Raw genomic sequence first — 15113 nt, 5'->3', positions numbered from 1 at the left:
AAGCGTCTATGGCTCGGCTGTCGAAACATAGTGGCCTACTTCAGACCATCCTTAGATGAAGCCGGCACTTGATAATCGGACACGGGGTATTCCTCTGAATGTTATAAACGGCAACGTCCTGTGCCGTTTAAAGCTTAATTATTGTTATCGCTGAAAAAAGGGCCGCGGCATCGGGAATGGCGTGAGGTGATGGGCGGCCGCTTCTCGCTGGAAAGGGCGCAGGGCTCTGGGCCGCGCCTTTGGTTCCGTTTTAAATGATTAAAATGTATTAATTAATTAACGCGTTTGGCTGGCGAGTTTACATAGCCCTATTTAAGGCGGGAAGGGCAAATGAGTGGGGTAGTTACGGATAGATGCGTAGGAACTTTCTCAGTAGTTGCTACTGAGAAGCGGGTCACATTAATTAAATAATGAAGTTTCTTACGCGTTTTAAGACTTAAAACTACAGAGAAAAATGAACTCGGCGGTTTCAGCGCCGCCGAGTTCAATCCCGCCTCAAGGTTGCACAGGCTTGGCCAGGTACAACAGCACGTACGGGTTTTTGTCGAACGGGCCGCTCATCACCGGCACCAGCGAGCGCATGCGCGGGTCAGTCAAGCCTTCGTAATCGGCCTGGCTCATGACCACCCAGACCGGGCCCTGCAATGGCTTGAGGTCCGAGGCCTGCTGGGTAAACAGCGGGACCTTGTCGCAATTGAGATTGACCACGAACTTGATCGCTTTTGCGTCCTTGCCCAACCCGTGCAGCACCAGCGGCGCGGGCTGCTCTTTCATCAAGGCACGTGTTTGCAGGGCAAAGGTGCGCGTGTCGTACAGCTGGCGCTCCAGGGGCTCGACCATGAGGATGTAGGCCGCCCACACCGCCAGCACCGCGCCGAACGCAGGGCCTACGAGGCGTAGCGGGCGTTTGAACAGCAGGGCGAGGACCACCGTTTGGAGCACGACCAGCAGGGTGAGAATCAGCTTGACGTCGTGAATTTGCTCGGGGAAACGACGCAGCGCAACAAACACCGCCACGATCAGCAGGCCCGGCACCGCCACCCAGAGCGCCAGCATCACGCCGCGCAGGCACGCAAACACGCGACCCCGCGTGGCCTGGAACGGATAAGCCGCCAGTATCGCTGCCATCGGTATCATCGGCAGGATGTAGCGGGCCTTCTTGGCCTGAGGCACCGACAAGCCGATCATCACGATCAGCCCGGCAGCGATGCAGTACATCACCAGTTGCAGCGCAGGCCCCGGCTGGCGGTGGCTTTTAATCAGCAGCGCAAGCACCACCAGCACCGCCAACGGGTAGGTCGGCGCGTAGTTGCCCAGCGAACTGCTGAAGTAATACAGCACACCGCTGGAGCCTTCGCTGCCGTCCATGCGCCCCAGGAACTGCATGCGGATCACGTCCTGCATGAACCCTTCACCACCGCTGAGCTTGGCCAGCAACAGCAACAGGCCCACGCACGCCACCAACAAGGCCAGGGCCAGCAGGCCGAAGCTGAAGAATTGGCGCCATTGACGGTTGACCAGGTAGTAGCTGCACAGCATGCCGGTGGGGATCACAAGGCCGATCGGCCCGCGGATGGCAAACCCCAGGATCAGCAGCAGGAACAACCAGTGCAGGCGTTTGCTTGCGCCCAGGTGATCGTGCGCATAGCCCAGGTAAAACACCGCCAGGCACACCGCCGCCAGCATCTGGTCGAGGGATACCGAGCGGGTTTCGCTGATAAACGTGCTGCTGAACAACAACAAGGCGATGCTCAACAGGCCCCAGCGCCGGGAGTAGGGGGCCGTGAGCCGGTACACCAGCACCACGATCACCGCCGAGGCGATGGCCGTGGGTAGCCATGCCGTGAGGCTGGTGACTTCACCCAGTGGCAACGACAACAACCAGGTGAACAACGTCGACGTCGACAGGTAGTCGGCGTACGGCTGGCCGTAGGTCGTGGGGAAGAACCCGGGCCCATGGCGCAACATCTCCTGTGCAAACAGCACGAAGCGCGAGTCGAACCCAATGATTGCCTGGTGCCAGTTACCGGCGATGAACAGGATCAGTGCCAGGAGCCCCAGCCCCAGCGATTGTCGGCGGATCGTCGGACTGAGCAGGGGCCGGAGAGCTTTGTCCACGTCTCAGGCTTCCTCAGCCTGGGAGACCCACTGCTGCTGCGGAATCGGCAGTTTGCAGGAGTCGCCACGGCCCATCGGGTAGTACTGCAAGCCACGGCGGGCCAGGCGCTCGCCGTCGTACAGGTTGCGGCCGTCGAAGATCACCGGGGTTTTCAGGCGTTGCTGGATCAAGTCGAAGTCCGGCGCCTTGAACTGCTGCCATTCGGTGCAGACGATCAGCGCGTCGGAGCCGCTGAGGGTCGACTCTGGCGTGCCCATGAGCATCAGACGCGGGTCGTCGCCGTAGATGCGTTGGGTTTCCTGCATGGCTTCAGGGTCGAAGGCCCGCACGTTGGCGCCAGCGGCCCACAGGGCTTCCATCAGCACCCGGCTTGGCGCGTCGCGCATGTCATCGGTGTTGGGCTTGAACGCCAGGCCCCAGATCGCAAAGGTTTTGCCGCGCAAGTCGCCTTTAAAGAACGCGTTGACGCGTTCAAACAGCTTGCTCTTCTGGCGCTGGTTGATCGCCTCGACCGCTTCCAGCAGGTCGCTCGAGCAGTTGGCTTCCTTGGCGCTGTGGATCAGGGCGCGCATGTCTTTGGGGAAGCACGAGCCGCCGTAGCCGCAGCCCGGGTAGATGAAGTGGTAGCCGATACGCGTGTCGGCACCGATGCCCAGGCGGATGGCTTCGATGTCGGCGCCCAGGTGTTCGGCCAGCTCGGCGATCTGGTTGATAAAGCTGATCTTGGTGGCCAGCATGCAGTTGGCGGCGTACTTGGTCAGTTCGGCGCTGCGCAGGTCCATGAAAATGATGCGGTCGTGGTTGCGGTTGAACGGCGCGTAGAGTTCACGCATGACGTCGCGCACTTCTTCGCGCTCGCAGCCGATCACAATGCGGTCCGGGCGGCGGCAGTCGGCAACGGCCGAGCCTTCCTTGAGAAACTCGGGGTTGGAGACGATATCGAATTGCAGGCTGCGGCCGGCGTTCAGCAGGTTTTTCTCGATATGTGCCCGCAGGGTGTCGCCGGTGCCTACAGGAACGGTGGACTTTTCTACCAGAATGACCGGCTCGATCCGATGACGAGCGACGGCATCGCCCACCGACAGTACGTATTTGAGGTCGGCAGAACCGTCTTCGTCCGACGGCGTGCCCACGGCGATGAACAAGACTTCACCATGTTCCACCGCGAGTTTTTCGTCGTAGGTAAAGCGCAGGCGGCCGCTTTCCAGGTTTTCCTTGACCATGGCCGACAGGCCCGGCTCAAAAATGCTCACGTGGCCCTGTTGCAACAACTTGACCTTGTTCTCGTCAACGTCCATGCAGATGACATCGTGACCCACCTCGGCCAATACGGTGGCCTGCACCAGACCGACGTAACCACTACCAAATACACTGATTTTCATGGGGTATTCCTGGGACTTGTGCTGCTAACACGACGAGAGTTGATAGTCAGGACTCCGAGCATGACCAAGGCCACCCCCGCAGTTTTTGAAAGCGAAAAATGTTCGTTGAACACCGGCAGGCTGGCCGCCAGCAGGTAGACCAGTGCATAGCTGATGCTCAGCAGCGAATAGGCGCGCCCCAGCGGCAGGTGCTTGAGGGCGCCCAGCCAGCACAGCATCGACAGGGCATACGCGATGATCGCCAGCGTCACCACGCCCAGTGCACCCAGGTCGATGCTGCCGCTGCCCAGCGCCGTCAGCCAGTCGGCCGGCAATGGCAGGCGCGTCATGCTCCAGCGCATGCCCAGTTGGGCGCCGCTCACCAGGGCCACGCTGCCTAATGCCAGCGCAAAACCACGCACCTGGCTCATACGTGACGCCCCAGCAGCACGACGCCTGCAATCACCAGCGCCACGCCCAGCCAATGCCGGGCATCGATGTGTTCACGAAAGACAAAGCGGGCCACCAGCGTGACCAGTACAAAATTGAGGCTGAGCATCGGGTAGGCGATGCCGACTTCCAGGCGTTGCAACACCAACAACCACACCAACAGGCCCAGGCCCAGGCACAGCAGCGCGGCCCACAGCCACGGCGAACGCAGCTTCAGCGCCCAGCCGTCGGGCAGGTCACGCCAGCTTTCCACGGCAAATTTCTGCGAAACCTGGCCCATGCACGTCAGCAGGCAGGCGGCCAGTAGCAGGAGCAGGGTGGTCATGGCGCGCCGACCTGGTCGAATATCAGGATCACGATGTTGCCTTGCTCGTAACGTTTACCGTCTTTGGGCAGCAGCTCGACTTCCTGGCGCTCGTCATCACCCTTGACCCGCATCACCACGCCCACGGGGCCTTTGCTGCGGGCTTGGGTCATCCATTGCTGGACTTGAGTGAGGTCAACCCGGCGATACGCGGTGTCGGGGTAGGCAATGCCGTATTTCACTTCGCCGACGGTGTTGTACAGCGTCACGTCCGGCTGCTTCAGGCGCCACGACAAGGCTGAAGCGGCGCCCAGGTCGTTACTGAGCAGCGCTTTGGCCGGTTGCAGCTCGGCCAGGTGGTCGATGATGAATTGGTCAGGGGTCTTGTTGTAAACCACCGAATGCGGCAGCGCGCCCGGCACCAGCGCCATCAGCAACCAGCTGCCGAACACCGGCGCGGCCCACAGCTGCAACGGGCGTGCGGCTTGCAGCAGGTTGGCGACGATCCAGCCGAACAGAAACAAAAACACCAGCACCAGGCTCGACAGCTCCTGGTGGGGCGCATACACCGGCTTTTTCAGTTGGAACCAGGTGAGGGTCAAAAGGCCCAGCACGCCAATGACCAGGTTGAGCCAGCCGTTGATGCGCAACACGCGGGCACGGCCCTGGGCCAGTTTGTCGGCCAGTGTAGTGCCCATCAGCAGGGCGAGCGGCAGCAGGCACGGCATGATGTAGGACGGCAACTTACCCTTGGCCAGGCTGAAGAACGCCAGCGGCATCACCAGCCACAGCACCAGGAACGCGGTGCTGGCCGTGCTTTTTGCCTGCCACGCCTGGCGTGCGGTGGAGGGCAGCAAGGCCATCCACGGCAGGCTGAACGCCAGCATCAGCGGCAGGTAATACCACCAGGGTTCGGAGTGCTGGGCATCTTCACCGGCAAAGCGCTGGATGTGCTCGTGCCAGAAGAAGAAGTTCCAGTAGTCCGGCTCTTGCAGGTGCACCATCAGGGCCCACGGCAAGCTCACGAGGATGGCCACCGCGACCGCCACCAGGCCATAGCGCAGCAGTTCGCCGAAGCGTTTTTGCCAGAGGGCGAAGGGCAGGGCGATCAGCACCGGCAGCAACCAGGCGAGAAACCCCTTGGTCATAAAGCCCATGCCGCAGGCGAACCCGAGCAACGCCCACGACCACAAGCGCCCGCGCGTGGTGGTGCTGTCAAAGCAGAACCACAAGGCGGCGCCGGTCAGGTTGACCCACAAGGTGAACTGCGGGTCGAGGTTGGCGTACCCGCCCAGAAACGCCACGCTTGCAAAGCTCATGTACAGCACGGTGCTGACCAGGCTTTTACGCGGATCGTTCCACAAGCGCCGGGCCACCAGGTACACCAGCACGATGCTCAGGCCCGTGCTCAAGGCCGAGGCAAACCGTACACCGAACAGGTTCTGGCCAAAGATCGCCTGGCCCAGCGCGATCATCCAGTACCCGGCTGCCGGTTTTTCAAAGTAGCGAATGCCCATGAAGTGCGGCGAGGCCCACTTACCGGTCAGGAGCATTTCCTGGCTGATCTGGGCATACCGGGTTTCATCCGGAATCCACAAGCCGTGGGTGGTCAGCGGGAGCAGGTAGAACAACCCGAATGCCACCACGAGCAGGGGCAACGCCCACCGCCGGATCATGCCTGTTGCACTCCAAGCCAACCCTCGCGGCCGCTCAGCGCGCCGCGCACCAGCTGTTGCTGGGGCAGGGTGGTCAGGTCGTGGGGCAACAGGTTGCCCAGCGGGGTGAAATCAATGCCGCGCTGCCCTGCCTGGGCGAGCAACTGGCGAAACTCATTAGCCATTAGAATCCCTTCCACTTCTGCATGGATCGTATAAACGTTGAGCGCCGACGCGGTGAACCGGTCGAGGATGAACGTATTGAAATCCTTGGCAGCCACCACCGGCCCGACGACTTCGTCGAAGGTCGGCAGGTCTACCGGAATCTGGGGCGTGCCTGCACTGCCGTCCGCCAATGTCGGGCGGAACAGGCTGGTGCCACGGCAATCGCTGTTGTAACGGAAGTTGAAACCCTGCTTGGCCTGCACCACGCGCTCGTCCGCCCGCCAGCCGGCCGCGGCGGAACAGTCGATGCGTTCACCGAGGATGTCGCTCAGGGTGTCCACACCCCGGCGGGTCTGCTCGGTCAATTGCGCATCGCTCCAGCGCCCGGTGTTGGCCTGCCAGCCGTGGTGGTCCCACGCGTGCAGCCCCACTTCGTGGCCGGCAGCCTTGGCCTGGCGCATCAGGTGCCCCAGGTCACGGCCAATCGGTTTGCCGGGCCAGGCGGTGCCGGCCAGCAAAATGTCCCAGCCATACAGGCCCGCTGCGTTGGAGCGCAACATCTTCCACAGGAACTGCGGGCGGATGAGGCGCCACAAGTGGCGCCCCATGTTGTCCGGCCCGACGCTAAAGAAAAACGTGGCTTTTACCCCGGCTTCCTCCAGCAGCTCCAACAACCGCGGCACCCCATCACGGGTGCCTCGGTAGGTGTCGACGTCGATGCGTAGACCTGCCTGCATCAGCGCTTGTCCGCGATTTCGAGCATGGCTTCACGCAGGAAGAAGTCCAGGGTGTTGCCGATGGTTTCGCTCATCTCCACGGTCGGCTCCCAGTTCAGCAGGCGCTTGGCGTTTTCGATGCTTGGCTTGCGGTGCGCCACGTCCTGGTAACCCGTGCCGTAGAACGCCTTGCTCTCCACATCGCGAAAACCTGCGAACGGAGGGAAGTTGCTGCGCAGCGGGTGAGCCTCGAACTGACGCAGCAGCTCTTCGCCCAATTGACGGATGCTGGCTTCGTTTTCCGGGTTGCCGATGTTGATGACCTGGCCGTTGCACACGTCATTGTCGTTGTCGATGATGCGTGCCAGCGCCTCGATGCCGTCGGCGATGTCGGTGAAGCAGCGCTTCTGCTCGCCACCGTCGAACAGGCGGATCGGCGTGCCTTCCACCAGGTTCAGGATCAGCTGGGTGATGGCGCGGGAGCTGCCGATACGGGCCGAATCCAGACGGTCCAGGCGCGGGCCCATCCAGTTGAACGGACGGAACAGGGTGAAGTTCAGGCCTTTGGCGCCGTATGCCCAGATCACGCGGTCCAGCAGTTGCTTGGACACGGAGTAGATCCAGCGCTGCTTGTTGATCGGGCCCACCACCAGGTTGGAGGTGTCTTCGTCGAAGTACTGGTCCTGGCACATGCCATACACTTCGGACGTCGACGGGAAGATCACGCGCTTGTTGTACTTGACGCAGTAGCGAACCAGTTTCAGGTTCTCTTCAAAGTCCAGTTCAAACACGCGCAGCGGGTTGCGGGTGTATTCGATCGGGGTGGCGATGGCCACCAACGGCAGCACCACGTCGCACTTCTTGACGTGGTATTCGATCCACTCGGAGTGAATGCTGATGTCGCCTTCCACGTAGTGGAAGTTAGGGTGGCTGCGCAGGCGCTCAATGGCGTCGGAGCCGATGTCCAGGCCGTAGATCTCGTAACGGTCGTCACGCAGCAGGCGCTCGGACAAGTGGTTACCGATAAAGCCGTTCACGCCCAGGATCAATACGCGGGTACGACGTGGCTTGCGGCCCGACTCGGCGCCACGCAGCACGGAGCCGTCCACCAGGCCCAGCTCGTCGGCCAGCGAAGGGCCGGCCAGGTACAGGCCGTTGTCATTGCGCTGGCCAAAGGTGACCACCAGCGAGTCTTCACCGCAGGCGATGCGCAGCGGGTTGACGCTGATCACGCGGCCGGGTGCCAGGCCTTCGTTGCCCTTGACGACCTCGGCGCTCCAGACGATCAGCTTGTGCTCGCCCACGGCGCAGAACGCGCCCGGGTAGGGCTGGGTCACGGCGCGGACCAGGTTGAACAGCTCTTCAGCAGGCTTTTTCCAGTCCAGCTTGCCGTCGGCAGCGGTGCGGCGACCAAAATAGGTGGCCTTGCTTTCGTCCTGGGCGGTTTCGGTCAGCTTGCCCTGGGCCAGTTGTGGCAGGGCGTCGCGCAGCAGGTTGGCGGCGGCGTCACGCAGTTTGCCGTGCAGGCTCAGGCCGGTGTCGGTGCGCTCGATGGCCACGGCGTGCTGGGCCAGGATGGCGCCCGCGTCGGCACGCTTGACCATGCGGTGCAGGGTCACGCCGGTTTCGGTTTCGCCGTTGACCAGCACCCAGTTGGCCGGTGCGCGGCCACGGTATTGCGGCAGCAGCGAGCCGTGCAGGTTGAACGCGCCTTTGGCGGCGGTGGCCAGCAGGGCTTCGCTCAGCAGGTTGCGGTAGTAGAACGAGAAAATGTAGTCCGGCTTCAGCTTGGCGATACGCTCGATCCACAGCGGGTGGTTGGCGTCCTCCGGGGCATGTACCGGGATGCCGTTGCGGGCGCACAGCTGGGCAACGGAGCCGTAGAAGTTGTTTTCCTTGGGGTCATCGGCATGGGTGAACACGGCGGCGATGGTGTAACCCGCGTTCAGCAGGGCTTCAATGCCTGCGCAGCCAATATCGTGGTAGGCGAAGACAACGGCGTTTGAACTCATGACGAAACCTGATCGGAAGGGGAAGTGGAAGAGTGAGAAGTGGCCAGCCCGTCAACGACGACAACCGGCGCCGGGGTGGCCGGTTGGTTGCGCAGCACCTTTTCGATGAAGAAGCGTGGGCGGGCGCGCACATCGCTGTACATGCGGCCCAGGTATTCACCCAACAGGCCCATGCCAATGAATTGACCGCCGGTAAACACGAACAGCACGGCGAACAGCACGAACATGCCGTCGCCTGCCCAGACTGCGCCGAACGCCAGGCGCAGCACGATCAATGCGAAGGCAAACAGCATGCCCAGCGCAGCCAGGCTGAAACCCACGATGGAGAGCAGGCGCAGCGGCGTGGTGGTCATGCAGGTCAGCAGGTCGAACATCAGGCTGATCAGGCGCATGGCGCTGTATTTGGAGTCGCCGTGTTCACGCTCGGCGTGATGCACCAGGATTTCCGTGGTGTGGCGAGCGAAGCCGTTGGCCAGGATCGGGATAAAGGTGCTGCGCTCGCGGCAGGCGAGCATGGCGTCTACCACAGTGCGGCGGTAAGCGCGCAGCATGCAGCCGTAGTCGCTCATGGCCACGCCGGTGGAGCGTTGCACGGCCAGGTTGATCAGGCGCGACGGCCAGCGGCGCAAGGCCGAGTCCTGGCGGTTGTTACGCACCGTGGCGACGACGTCGTAGCCCAGGGCGGCCTGTTCGACCAGGCGCGGGATCTCTTCTGGCGGGTTTTGCAGGTCGGCGTCGAGGGTAATCACCACCTCGCCACGCGATTGTTCAAAGCCTGCCATGATCGCCGCGTGTTGCCCGTAGTTGCGGTTGAGGATCACCGCGACCACGTTGCTGCCGGGCTCGGCGGCGGCGTCTTCCAACAGTTGGGCCGAGTTGTCGCGACTGCCGTCGTCCACCAGGATGATTTCGTAGCTGTAGGCCAGTTGTTTGCAGGCCGCGAGGGTGCGGCGCAGCAATTCGGGCAGGCTCTCTTGTTCGTTGTAGACCGGTATGACGATCGACACACAATCAATTGGGTAGGGTTTCAAAGATTCATGACCTCGGGGTTGGATCAACTTGGAGCGTAAAGACAGCAGTCATCGGCGGCTTTGAACAGCAAGCGGCTGATTAAACGCAAACGTGGATTCTTGGCATTCATTCAACAGTCCGGCGGGTTGTAATGGGTCTTCCTTGGCTTGAGTGATTAAAGACCAAAACGCTCAAAGGTAAAGCGGAATCAACGGGTTAACGTGCAAAGTGCGGTTTGCTCCCAAGTCGTGCGCCAAGATTAAGCGCAAAAATGTTTAACGAATATGAAACGCAGATGAAAAAGTCGTTTTTCTGGCAGGTAGACAGCTGGTGTTCAGGTAGCGGGCCGCCAGCGCCTTTCTGGGCTTGCAGGCAGCAGACCGCCGGTGGCGAGCGATTGTTCATTGTGGATAAATCTTCTCTGCATTGGCACGCAAGTGCCGGTAAAGTAAGCCGTCTCTTGCCAGGGTAGTCGGATGAACAGCGTGCAGTTTTTACGGCCAGTGTTGATGGTGATGTGGTTGTCCATGGTGTGTGCAATGGCCGTACGGGCCGATGACTCGGTGGCGTTTACCGCCATTGACCAGGTGCCGGAAGGCGTCGAAGTGCGGGGTAAACAGGTGGGCGCCTACACCTGGAACGACAAGCAGGGCAAAAACCTGCTGGTGCTCGCCGAACAAGTCAGCGAGCGTGATGACGACGGCGCGCAGTCGGCGTTTGTCTACGCGGCCCAGTACCTGCTGGACGGCGAGCGCCCCAAGCGCGTGTGGATGCTCTATGACGATGTGCAGCATTGCGAGTTCGACGCCGCCGCCCACTTCAACCTGGACGCCACCCGGGTCACCGACCTGCTGGCCGATGGCATCAGCCAGGTCACGGTCGGCTATGGCCGTACCTGCACCAGCGATGTCAGCCCCAATGACTTCAAGTTGATCATGCACGTGGGCAAGTCGCAGAAGTACCGCCTGCGCGGCATCGACCGTAACGGCGCCAGCTGGTGGGACGAAGACGCCGGCGCCCTGCAAGGCATGCCCTTGCCCAAAGACTGCAGCGCGGGCGCGCAACAGGCGCTGGTCAGCCAATATAAAGAGCAGGGCACCGAGCTGCCGCTGCCGGGCTGTTATGGCGATGAACAGGACTTTGCCAAGGCGCCCAAGGCCTACCTGGACTTCATGCGCCAGCACTGGTTTGCGCTGATGCAGAAACAGGATGCCGATTGGGGCCAGCAGCAAACCCCCGACCGCCCGGATGATCAAGAATAAGCCCGGGGTTTTGTGCCAGCGCCGGGCCTGCGGTAGACTCTGCGCTCGCCAATTCACTAAATACGTCGATAAAACAAAAAGTTAGTCGATGTATTTAATCCAAAGGCTGATCTCGCTTGACTGAGTCTACCCGCAACCCGCTCACCCTCTACCTCACCCGCCTGGCGCCTTCCAGCCAGCTCACCATGCGCTATGTGCTGCAAGACGCTGCCGATCGCCTGGGCTTTGAAGACCTGGGCCTGGAAGACATCGACTGGCACTTGCTCCAGCCCGAACAGGTCATGGCGCTGGTGGCGGTGCTGCGCGCGGACGGGTACGCGCCGAATACCTCGTCGCTGTACGTCAATGCCGTGCGCGGCGTGATGAACGAGGCCTGGCGCCTGAGCCTGATCAGCCAGGACCACCTGCTCAAAATGCGCTCGGTCAAGGCCATGGGCGGCACGCGCCTGAGCCAGGGGCGCAACCTGCGGCGCACCTTGATTCGGGAGTTGATGGAGGTCTGCGCCGCCGACCCGCGCCCGCAAGGCCTGCGGGACGCCGCGGTGATTGGCCTGCTGTATGGCACAGGGATGCGCAAGTCCGAGTCGGTCGACCTGGACCTGGCCCAGGTCAACTTTGAAGAACGCAGCCTGCGGGTAACCGGCAAGGGCAATAAAGAACTGATCAAATACGCGCCCGCCTGGGCATTCGCCAAACTACAGGCATGGCTCGACTACCGTCGCAGCCACTTAAAGGACGGCGAACAGGACGACGCGTTTTTGTTCAACCGCATCCGGCGCGGCAGCCATATCACTCGCGAGCGCATCACCAAACATGCGATCTACTACATCGCCCGCCAGCGTGGCGAACAGGTGGGCGTGAAGATCATGCCGCATGACTTTCGCCGTTCATTCATTACCCGGGTGATCGAAGAGCATGACCTGTCGATCGCGCAAAAACTGGCCCACCACACCAATATCCAGACCACCGCCGCCTATGACGTGCGTGACGACAACGAGCGGCGGCGGGCGGTGGACCGCTTCGATCTCTGACCAGCCTCAGGCCTTAGAGAATCGGCTTGCCGCCGGTCACGGCATACCGTGAGCCCGAGATGTAGCTGGCTTCGTCCGAGGCCAGCAGCACGTAGATCGGCGCCACTTCCACCGGCTGACCCGGGCGCCCCAGCGGGGTCTGGCCGCCGAAATTCTGTACTTCCTCCTCGGGCATGGTCGAGACAATCAGCGGCGTCCAGATCGGCCCCGGCGCCACGCTGTTCACGCGGATACCCCGGTCCCCCAACAGTTGCGCCAGGCCGCCGGTGAAGTTGGCGATAGCGCCCTTGGTGGTGGCGTACGCCAGCAGGGTTGGCTTGGGCATGTCCGAGTTCACCGAACTGGTATTAATGATCGAACCGCCGGCCTTCATGTGCGGTACGGCGGCCTGGCAAATCCGAAACATCGCCGTGATGTTGATATCGAACGTCTTGACCCATTCTTCGTCGGGAATCTCTTCAAAGGTCTGATGCGTCATTTGAAATGCCGCATTGTTGACCAGCACATCGATGCGACCGAACTGTTCCACCGTCTGGTCGACAAGGGCCTGGCAGGTGGCTTTTTGCGCGATATCGCCGGGCAGCAACAGGCATTGGCGGCCTGCTTCTTCCACCCAGCGGGCGGTTTCCCTGGCGTCCTCATGCTCGTCCAGGTAGGCAAGGGCCACGTCAGCGCCTTCGCGGGCAAAGGCAATGGCCACGGCGCGACCGATGCCGCTGTCGGCCCCGGTGATCAGGGCGATCTTATTGGCCAGGCGCCCGGAGCCGCGGTAGCTTTTTTCGCCGCAATCGGGGTACGGCTCCATCTTGCCTTGCGTGCCGGGAACGGCCTGGGCCTGGCGGGGGAAGGGCGGGCGTGGGTAATCGCTCATAGCAGTCTCCATGAATGTCACAGGGTTCATGGATTAGTGATGACCCGCCTGGCGATAGTTGTAACCGATGCCCGTCCACCCCGACGAATGGTGTCAGCCGTGTTCGCAGGCATCGCCCAGGCGCAGGTACTGCAACTCGTGCCGCACACCCTGGCTGTCGACATACACCATATGCCCCTTGACCTGGCCGCAGGTGTTGGACGCATCGCTGGTCACACGCACCACTTTGGCGATGTCCAGGTCCTGGGAATAGTCGTAGGTCTGGCTGTCCGGGGCGCTGGCGTTTGCCTCCGAAGCGGGTGTTTCACCGCTGGCAAACGCCAGGGTGCTGAACAGACTGAGTAAAGCGATGAATGGGTAACGCATGACAACCTCCATCACCACCGCCGGGAGGGTGGCTTGACTGTGCTTGCCACTCTAGGGGGTTGCCGCGCGGAGCTTGAACGCTCGCGTGGCAATAATGAACATCAGCAGAATCAATGTGCGGTTGTTCTTATGCCTATTTTGTCGGCTTTGTATATTTTTTATTACTTCCAAAGCAGAACGACTCTCCGGCACAGTCCGCTCCTCAACCCTGAGCGGGTAACAGGTCAGCAAGACTTACGTTTTAAAGCCGCAGAGCGGATTTGTGAGGGAGCTTCGCATGGGTGTTCAACAGCCCCCCGGTCACACGTTGATCGGGCAAATGTTTCAAAGGGACTATCAATGGTTGTGCGGTGCCGTCAGTCGCTCCCTGGGGTGTTATCACAGCGCGCAGGACATCGCGTCCGAAACCTTCCTGCGGGTATTGGCATTGCCCGATCCCAGCGCTATCCGTGAACCCCGCGCATTATTGACCACCATCGCCCGACGGCTGGTGTACGAGGGCTGGCGTCGCCAGGACCTGGAGCGCGCCTACCTGGCCAGCCTGGCCCACGCGCCCGAGCAGGTGCATCCGTCCCCCGAAGAGCGGGCGCTGGTGATCGAGGCGTTGCTGGCCGTGGACCGTCTGCTGGACGGTTTGAGTGCCAAGGCCAAGGCCGCGTTTCTGTACCACCAACTGGACGGGTTGAGCTACAGCCAGATTGGCGAGCGCTTGCAGGTGTCCACCAGCCGCGTGCAGCAATACATGGCCGATGCCTTCAAGCGCTGTTACCACGTGATGGCGCCCGCATGAGCCTGGCGCGCGCCGATGCGCTGGTCATCGAGGAAGCCGCGTTATGGATGGCCCGGCTTGAAGGCGAACACGTCAGTGCGCAAGAGCGCGCTGCCTTTGAGGCCTGGTGCCGGGCAGATACACGCCACCAGCAGGTCATCGATCAAATGAGCGGTGGCCTGCGTCTGTTGCAGGCTGGCGCGTTGCGCCGGATGCCCAGCGACACCCTGCGCCATAGCCTCAATGCGCCCTCCAGCCGTCGGCGCTTTGTGCTCGGCAGCCTGTTGCTGGCGAGCGCTTCGCTGGTGGCCGGGCGTAGCCTGGGCTGGTGGGGGCTGGCGGGGGAGTTGTATACCGCAACGGGCGAACGCAAGCGCCTCACGCTGGAAGACGGCAGCTTGCTGGCCCTCAATGCCCGCAGCCGCGTGGTGCAGCGTTTCGATGCTCAGCAGCGCCTGCTGGCGCTGCACGAGGGCGAACTGTGGGTGGACGTGGCCCGCGACGTGGCGCGGCCGTTCGTGGTGCAAACCGAACACGGTCTGATCCGTGCGCTGGGCACACGCTTTTTGGTCCAGCGCGATGACGCCGCCACGCGCCTGGTGATGTTGCATTCGCAAGTGGAGGTGGTCACCCGCAGCGGCGTCCGGCAGATCGCGCAGGCCGGCCAGCAGCTGCGTTTCGACGCCCAGGGCGTGCTCGCGGTCGAACGGGTGCGGGGCGACGAGGCGGCCTGGACCGAGGGGCGGCTTGAGGTGCATGACCGCACGTTAGGCGACGTGGTGAGCCGCCTGCGCAACTACCGCCACGGCATTGTGCGCCTGGACCCGCAGCTGGCCGGCCTGCGCCTGAGCGGTATTTATCCGCTGGACGACACCGAGCACACGCTGGCGCTGTTGCAACGCTCCTTGCCGATCCGGGTGAGCTACCACAGTGACTACTGGGTCAGCATCGATCCTCGCTAAGTTATAGCGCCAGAACATCTTGGCCTATGGCAGGCCTATAAAAACCCCCGGCTTACTGC

General features: G+C 62.0%; 14 protein-coding genes. 4 read left to right on the top strand and 10 right to left on the bottom strand.

Annotated features, from left to right (window positions below; all coding sequences use genetic code 11):
• Window positions 1-495 precede the first annotated feature (495 nt).
• From ACW9H9_RS12160 to arnC, 8 genes are read right to left on the bottom strand one after another with little or no spacing between them, the layout of a single operon-like run.
• Window positions 496-2118: an ArnT family glycosyltransferase gene (locus tag ACW9H9_RS12160; protein ID WP_457343339.1), complete on the bottom strand. Its 1623-nt coding sequence runs from the start codon at window positions 2116-2118 to the stop codon at window positions 496-498.
• Window positions 2119-2121: 3 nt separating this feature from the next.
• Window positions 2122-3501: a UDP-glucose dehydrogenase family protein gene (locus ACW9H9_RS12155; RefSeq protein ID WP_457343340.1), complete on the bottom strand. Its 1380-nt coding sequence runs from the start codon at window positions 3499-3501 to the stop codon at window positions 2122-2124.
• Window positions 3498-3911 carry a 4-amino-4-deoxy-L-arabinose-phosphoundecaprenol flippase subunit ArnF gene (arnF, locus tag ACW9H9_RS12150; protein WP_457343342.1) on the bottom strand — a complete coding sequence of 138 codons (414 nt, stop codon included), beginning with the start codon at window positions 3909-3911 and terminating at the stop codon, window positions 3498-3500. The genes ACW9H9_RS12155 and arnF overlap by 4 nt, the downstream gene beginning before the upstream one ends.
• Complete coding sequence (arnE, locus tag ACW9H9_RS12145) at window positions 3908-4255, bottom strand: 4-amino-4-deoxy-L-arabinose-phosphoundecaprenol flippase subunit ArnE (protein ID WP_457343343.1); 348 nt, start codon at window positions 4253-4255, stop codon at window positions 3908-3910. The genes arnF and arnE overlap by 4 nt, the downstream gene beginning before the upstream one ends.
• Window positions 4252-5910, bottom strand: coding sequence for a lipid IV(A) 4-amino-4-deoxy-L-arabinosyltransferase (gene arnT / locus ACW9H9_RS12140; RefSeq protein ID WP_457343344.1), 1659 nt, complete (start codon window positions 5908-5910; stop codon window positions 4252-4254). Before arnT ends, arnE begins: the two co-directional genes overlap by 4 nt.
• Window positions 5907-6791: a 4-deoxy-4-formamido-L-arabinose-phosphoundecaprenol deformylase gene (gene arnD / locus ACW9H9_RS12135; RefSeq protein ID WP_457343345.1), complete on the bottom strand. Its 885-nt coding sequence runs from the start codon at window positions 6789-6791 to the stop codon at window positions 5907-5909. The genes arnT and arnD overlap by 4 nt, the downstream gene beginning before the upstream one ends.
• Complete coding sequence (gene arnA, locus ACW9H9_RS12130; RefSeq protein ID WP_457343347.1) at window positions 6791-8782, bottom strand: bifunctional UDP-4-amino-4-deoxy-L-arabinose formyltransferase/UDP-glucuronic acid oxidase ArnA; 1992 nt, start codon at window positions 8780-8782, stop codon at window positions 6791-6793. The genes arnD and arnA overlap by 1 nt, the downstream gene beginning before the upstream one ends.
• Window positions 8779-9813: an undecaprenyl-phosphate 4-deoxy-4-formamido-L-arabinose transferase gene (gene arnC, locus ACW9H9_RS12125; RefSeq protein ID WP_457343348.1), complete on the bottom strand. Its 1035-nt coding sequence runs from the start codon at window positions 9811-9813 to the stop codon at window positions 8779-8781. Before arnC ends, arnA begins: the two co-directional genes overlap by 4 nt.
• A gap of 456 nt (window positions 9814-10269) precedes the next feature.
• Here arnC and ACW9H9_RS12120 point away from each other — a divergent pair, with 456 nt between their 5' ends.
• Both ACW9H9_RS12120 and ACW9H9_RS12115 read left to right on the top strand, forming a co-directional pair.
• Window positions 10270-11055, top strand: a complete 786-nt coding sequence (locus ACW9H9_RS12120) for a M949_RS01915 family surface polysaccharide biosynthesis protein (protein ID WP_457343349.1) — start codon at window positions 10270-10272, stop codon at window positions 11053-11055.
• Window positions 11056-11171: 116 nt separating this feature from the next.
• On the top strand, window positions 11172-12086 hold the full coding sequence (locus ACW9H9_RS12115) for a site-specific integrase (RefSeq protein ID WP_457343350.1): 915 nt from the start codon (window positions 11172-11174) through the stop codon (window positions 12084-12086).
• Window positions 12087-12099: 13 nt separating this feature from the next.
• Here the strand turns inward: ACW9H9_RS12115 and ACW9H9_RS12110 are convergent, their stop codons facing one another.
• Entirely contained in the window at window positions 12100-12957 is an 858-nt protein-coding gene (locus ACW9H9_RS12110) for an SDR family oxidoreductase (RefSeq protein WP_457343351.1), read from the bottom strand.
• Window positions 12958-13050: 93 nt separating this feature from the next.
• On the bottom strand, window positions 13051-13323 hold the full coding sequence (locus ACW9H9_RS12105) for a DUF2790 domain-containing protein (RefSeq protein WP_457343352.1): 273 nt from the start codon (window positions 13321-13323) through the stop codon (window positions 13051-13053).
• A gap of 277 nt (window positions 13324-13600) precedes the next feature.
• On the opposite strand from ACW9H9_RS12105, the gene ACW9H9_RS12100 reads away from it, so the two are divergent.
• Both ACW9H9_RS12100 and ACW9H9_RS12095 read left to right on the top strand, forming a co-directional pair.
• Window positions 13601-14113: a sigma-70 family RNA polymerase sigma factor gene (locus tag ACW9H9_RS12100; RefSeq protein WP_457343353.1), complete on the top strand. Its 513-nt coding sequence runs from the start codon at window positions 13601-13603 to the stop codon at window positions 14111-14113.
• On the top strand, window positions 14110-15054 hold the full coding sequence (locus ACW9H9_RS12095; RefSeq protein WP_457343354.1) for a FecR domain-containing protein: 945 nt from the start codon (window positions 14110-14112) through the stop codon (window positions 15052-15054). Before ACW9H9_RS12100 ends, ACW9H9_RS12095 begins: the two co-directional genes overlap by 4 nt.
• The last annotated feature ends 59 nt before the right edge of the window (window positions 15055-15113 follow it).

Source organism: Pseudomonas sp. SDO5215_S409, from assembly GCF_054071325.1.
Note: the sequence above shows the minus strand (reverse complement) of the source record. Positions and strands in the feature narration are given on the sequence as shown.

Excerpts from the sequence above, each read along its gene's own strand:
- ACW9H9_RS12095 (WP_457343354.1), top strand. The coding sequence starts at position 14,110 with ATGAGCCTGGCGCGCGCCGATGCGCTGGTCATCGAGGAAGCCGCGTTA.
- ACW9H9_RS12100 (WP_457343353.1), top strand. The coding sequence starts at position 13,601 with ATGGGTGTTCAACAGCCCCCCGGTCACACGTTGATCGGGCAAATGTTT.
- ACW9H9_RS12155 (WP_457343340.1), bottom strand. The coding sequence starts at position 3,501 with ATGAAAATCAGTGTATTTGGTAGTGGTTACGTCGGTCTGGTGCAGGCC.
- arnF (WP_457343342.1), bottom strand. The coding sequence starts at position 3,911 with ATGAGCCAGGTGCGTGGTTTTGCGCTGGCATTAGGCAGCGTGGCCCTG.
- arnD (WP_457343345.1), bottom strand. The coding sequence starts at position 6,791 with ATGCAGGCAGGTCTACGCATCGACGTCGACACCTACCGAGGCACCCGT.
- arnA (WP_457343347.1), bottom strand. The coding sequence starts at position 8,782 with ATGAGTTCAAACGCCGTTGTCTTCGCCTACCACGATATTGGCTGCGCA.
- ACW9H9_RS12110 (WP_457343351.1), bottom strand. The coding sequence starts at position 12,957 with ATGAGCGATTACCCACGCCCGCCCTTCCCCCGCCAGGCCCAGGCCGTT.
- ACW9H9_RS12120 (WP_457343349.1), top strand. The coding sequence starts at position 10,270 with ATGAACAGCGTGCAGTTTTTACGGCCAGTGTTGATGGTGATGTGGTTG.
- ACW9H9_RS12105 (WP_457343352.1), bottom strand. The coding sequence starts at position 13,323 with ATGCGTTACCCATTCATCGCTTTACTCAGTCTGTTCAGCACCCTGGCG.
- arnT (WP_457343344.1), bottom strand. The coding sequence starts at position 5,910 with ATGATCCGGCGGTGGGCGTTGCCCCTGCTCGTGGTGGCATTCGGGTTG.
- arnE (WP_457343343.1), bottom strand. The coding sequence starts at position 4,255 with ATGACCACCCTGCTCCTGCTACTGGCCGCCTGCCTGCTGACGTGCATG.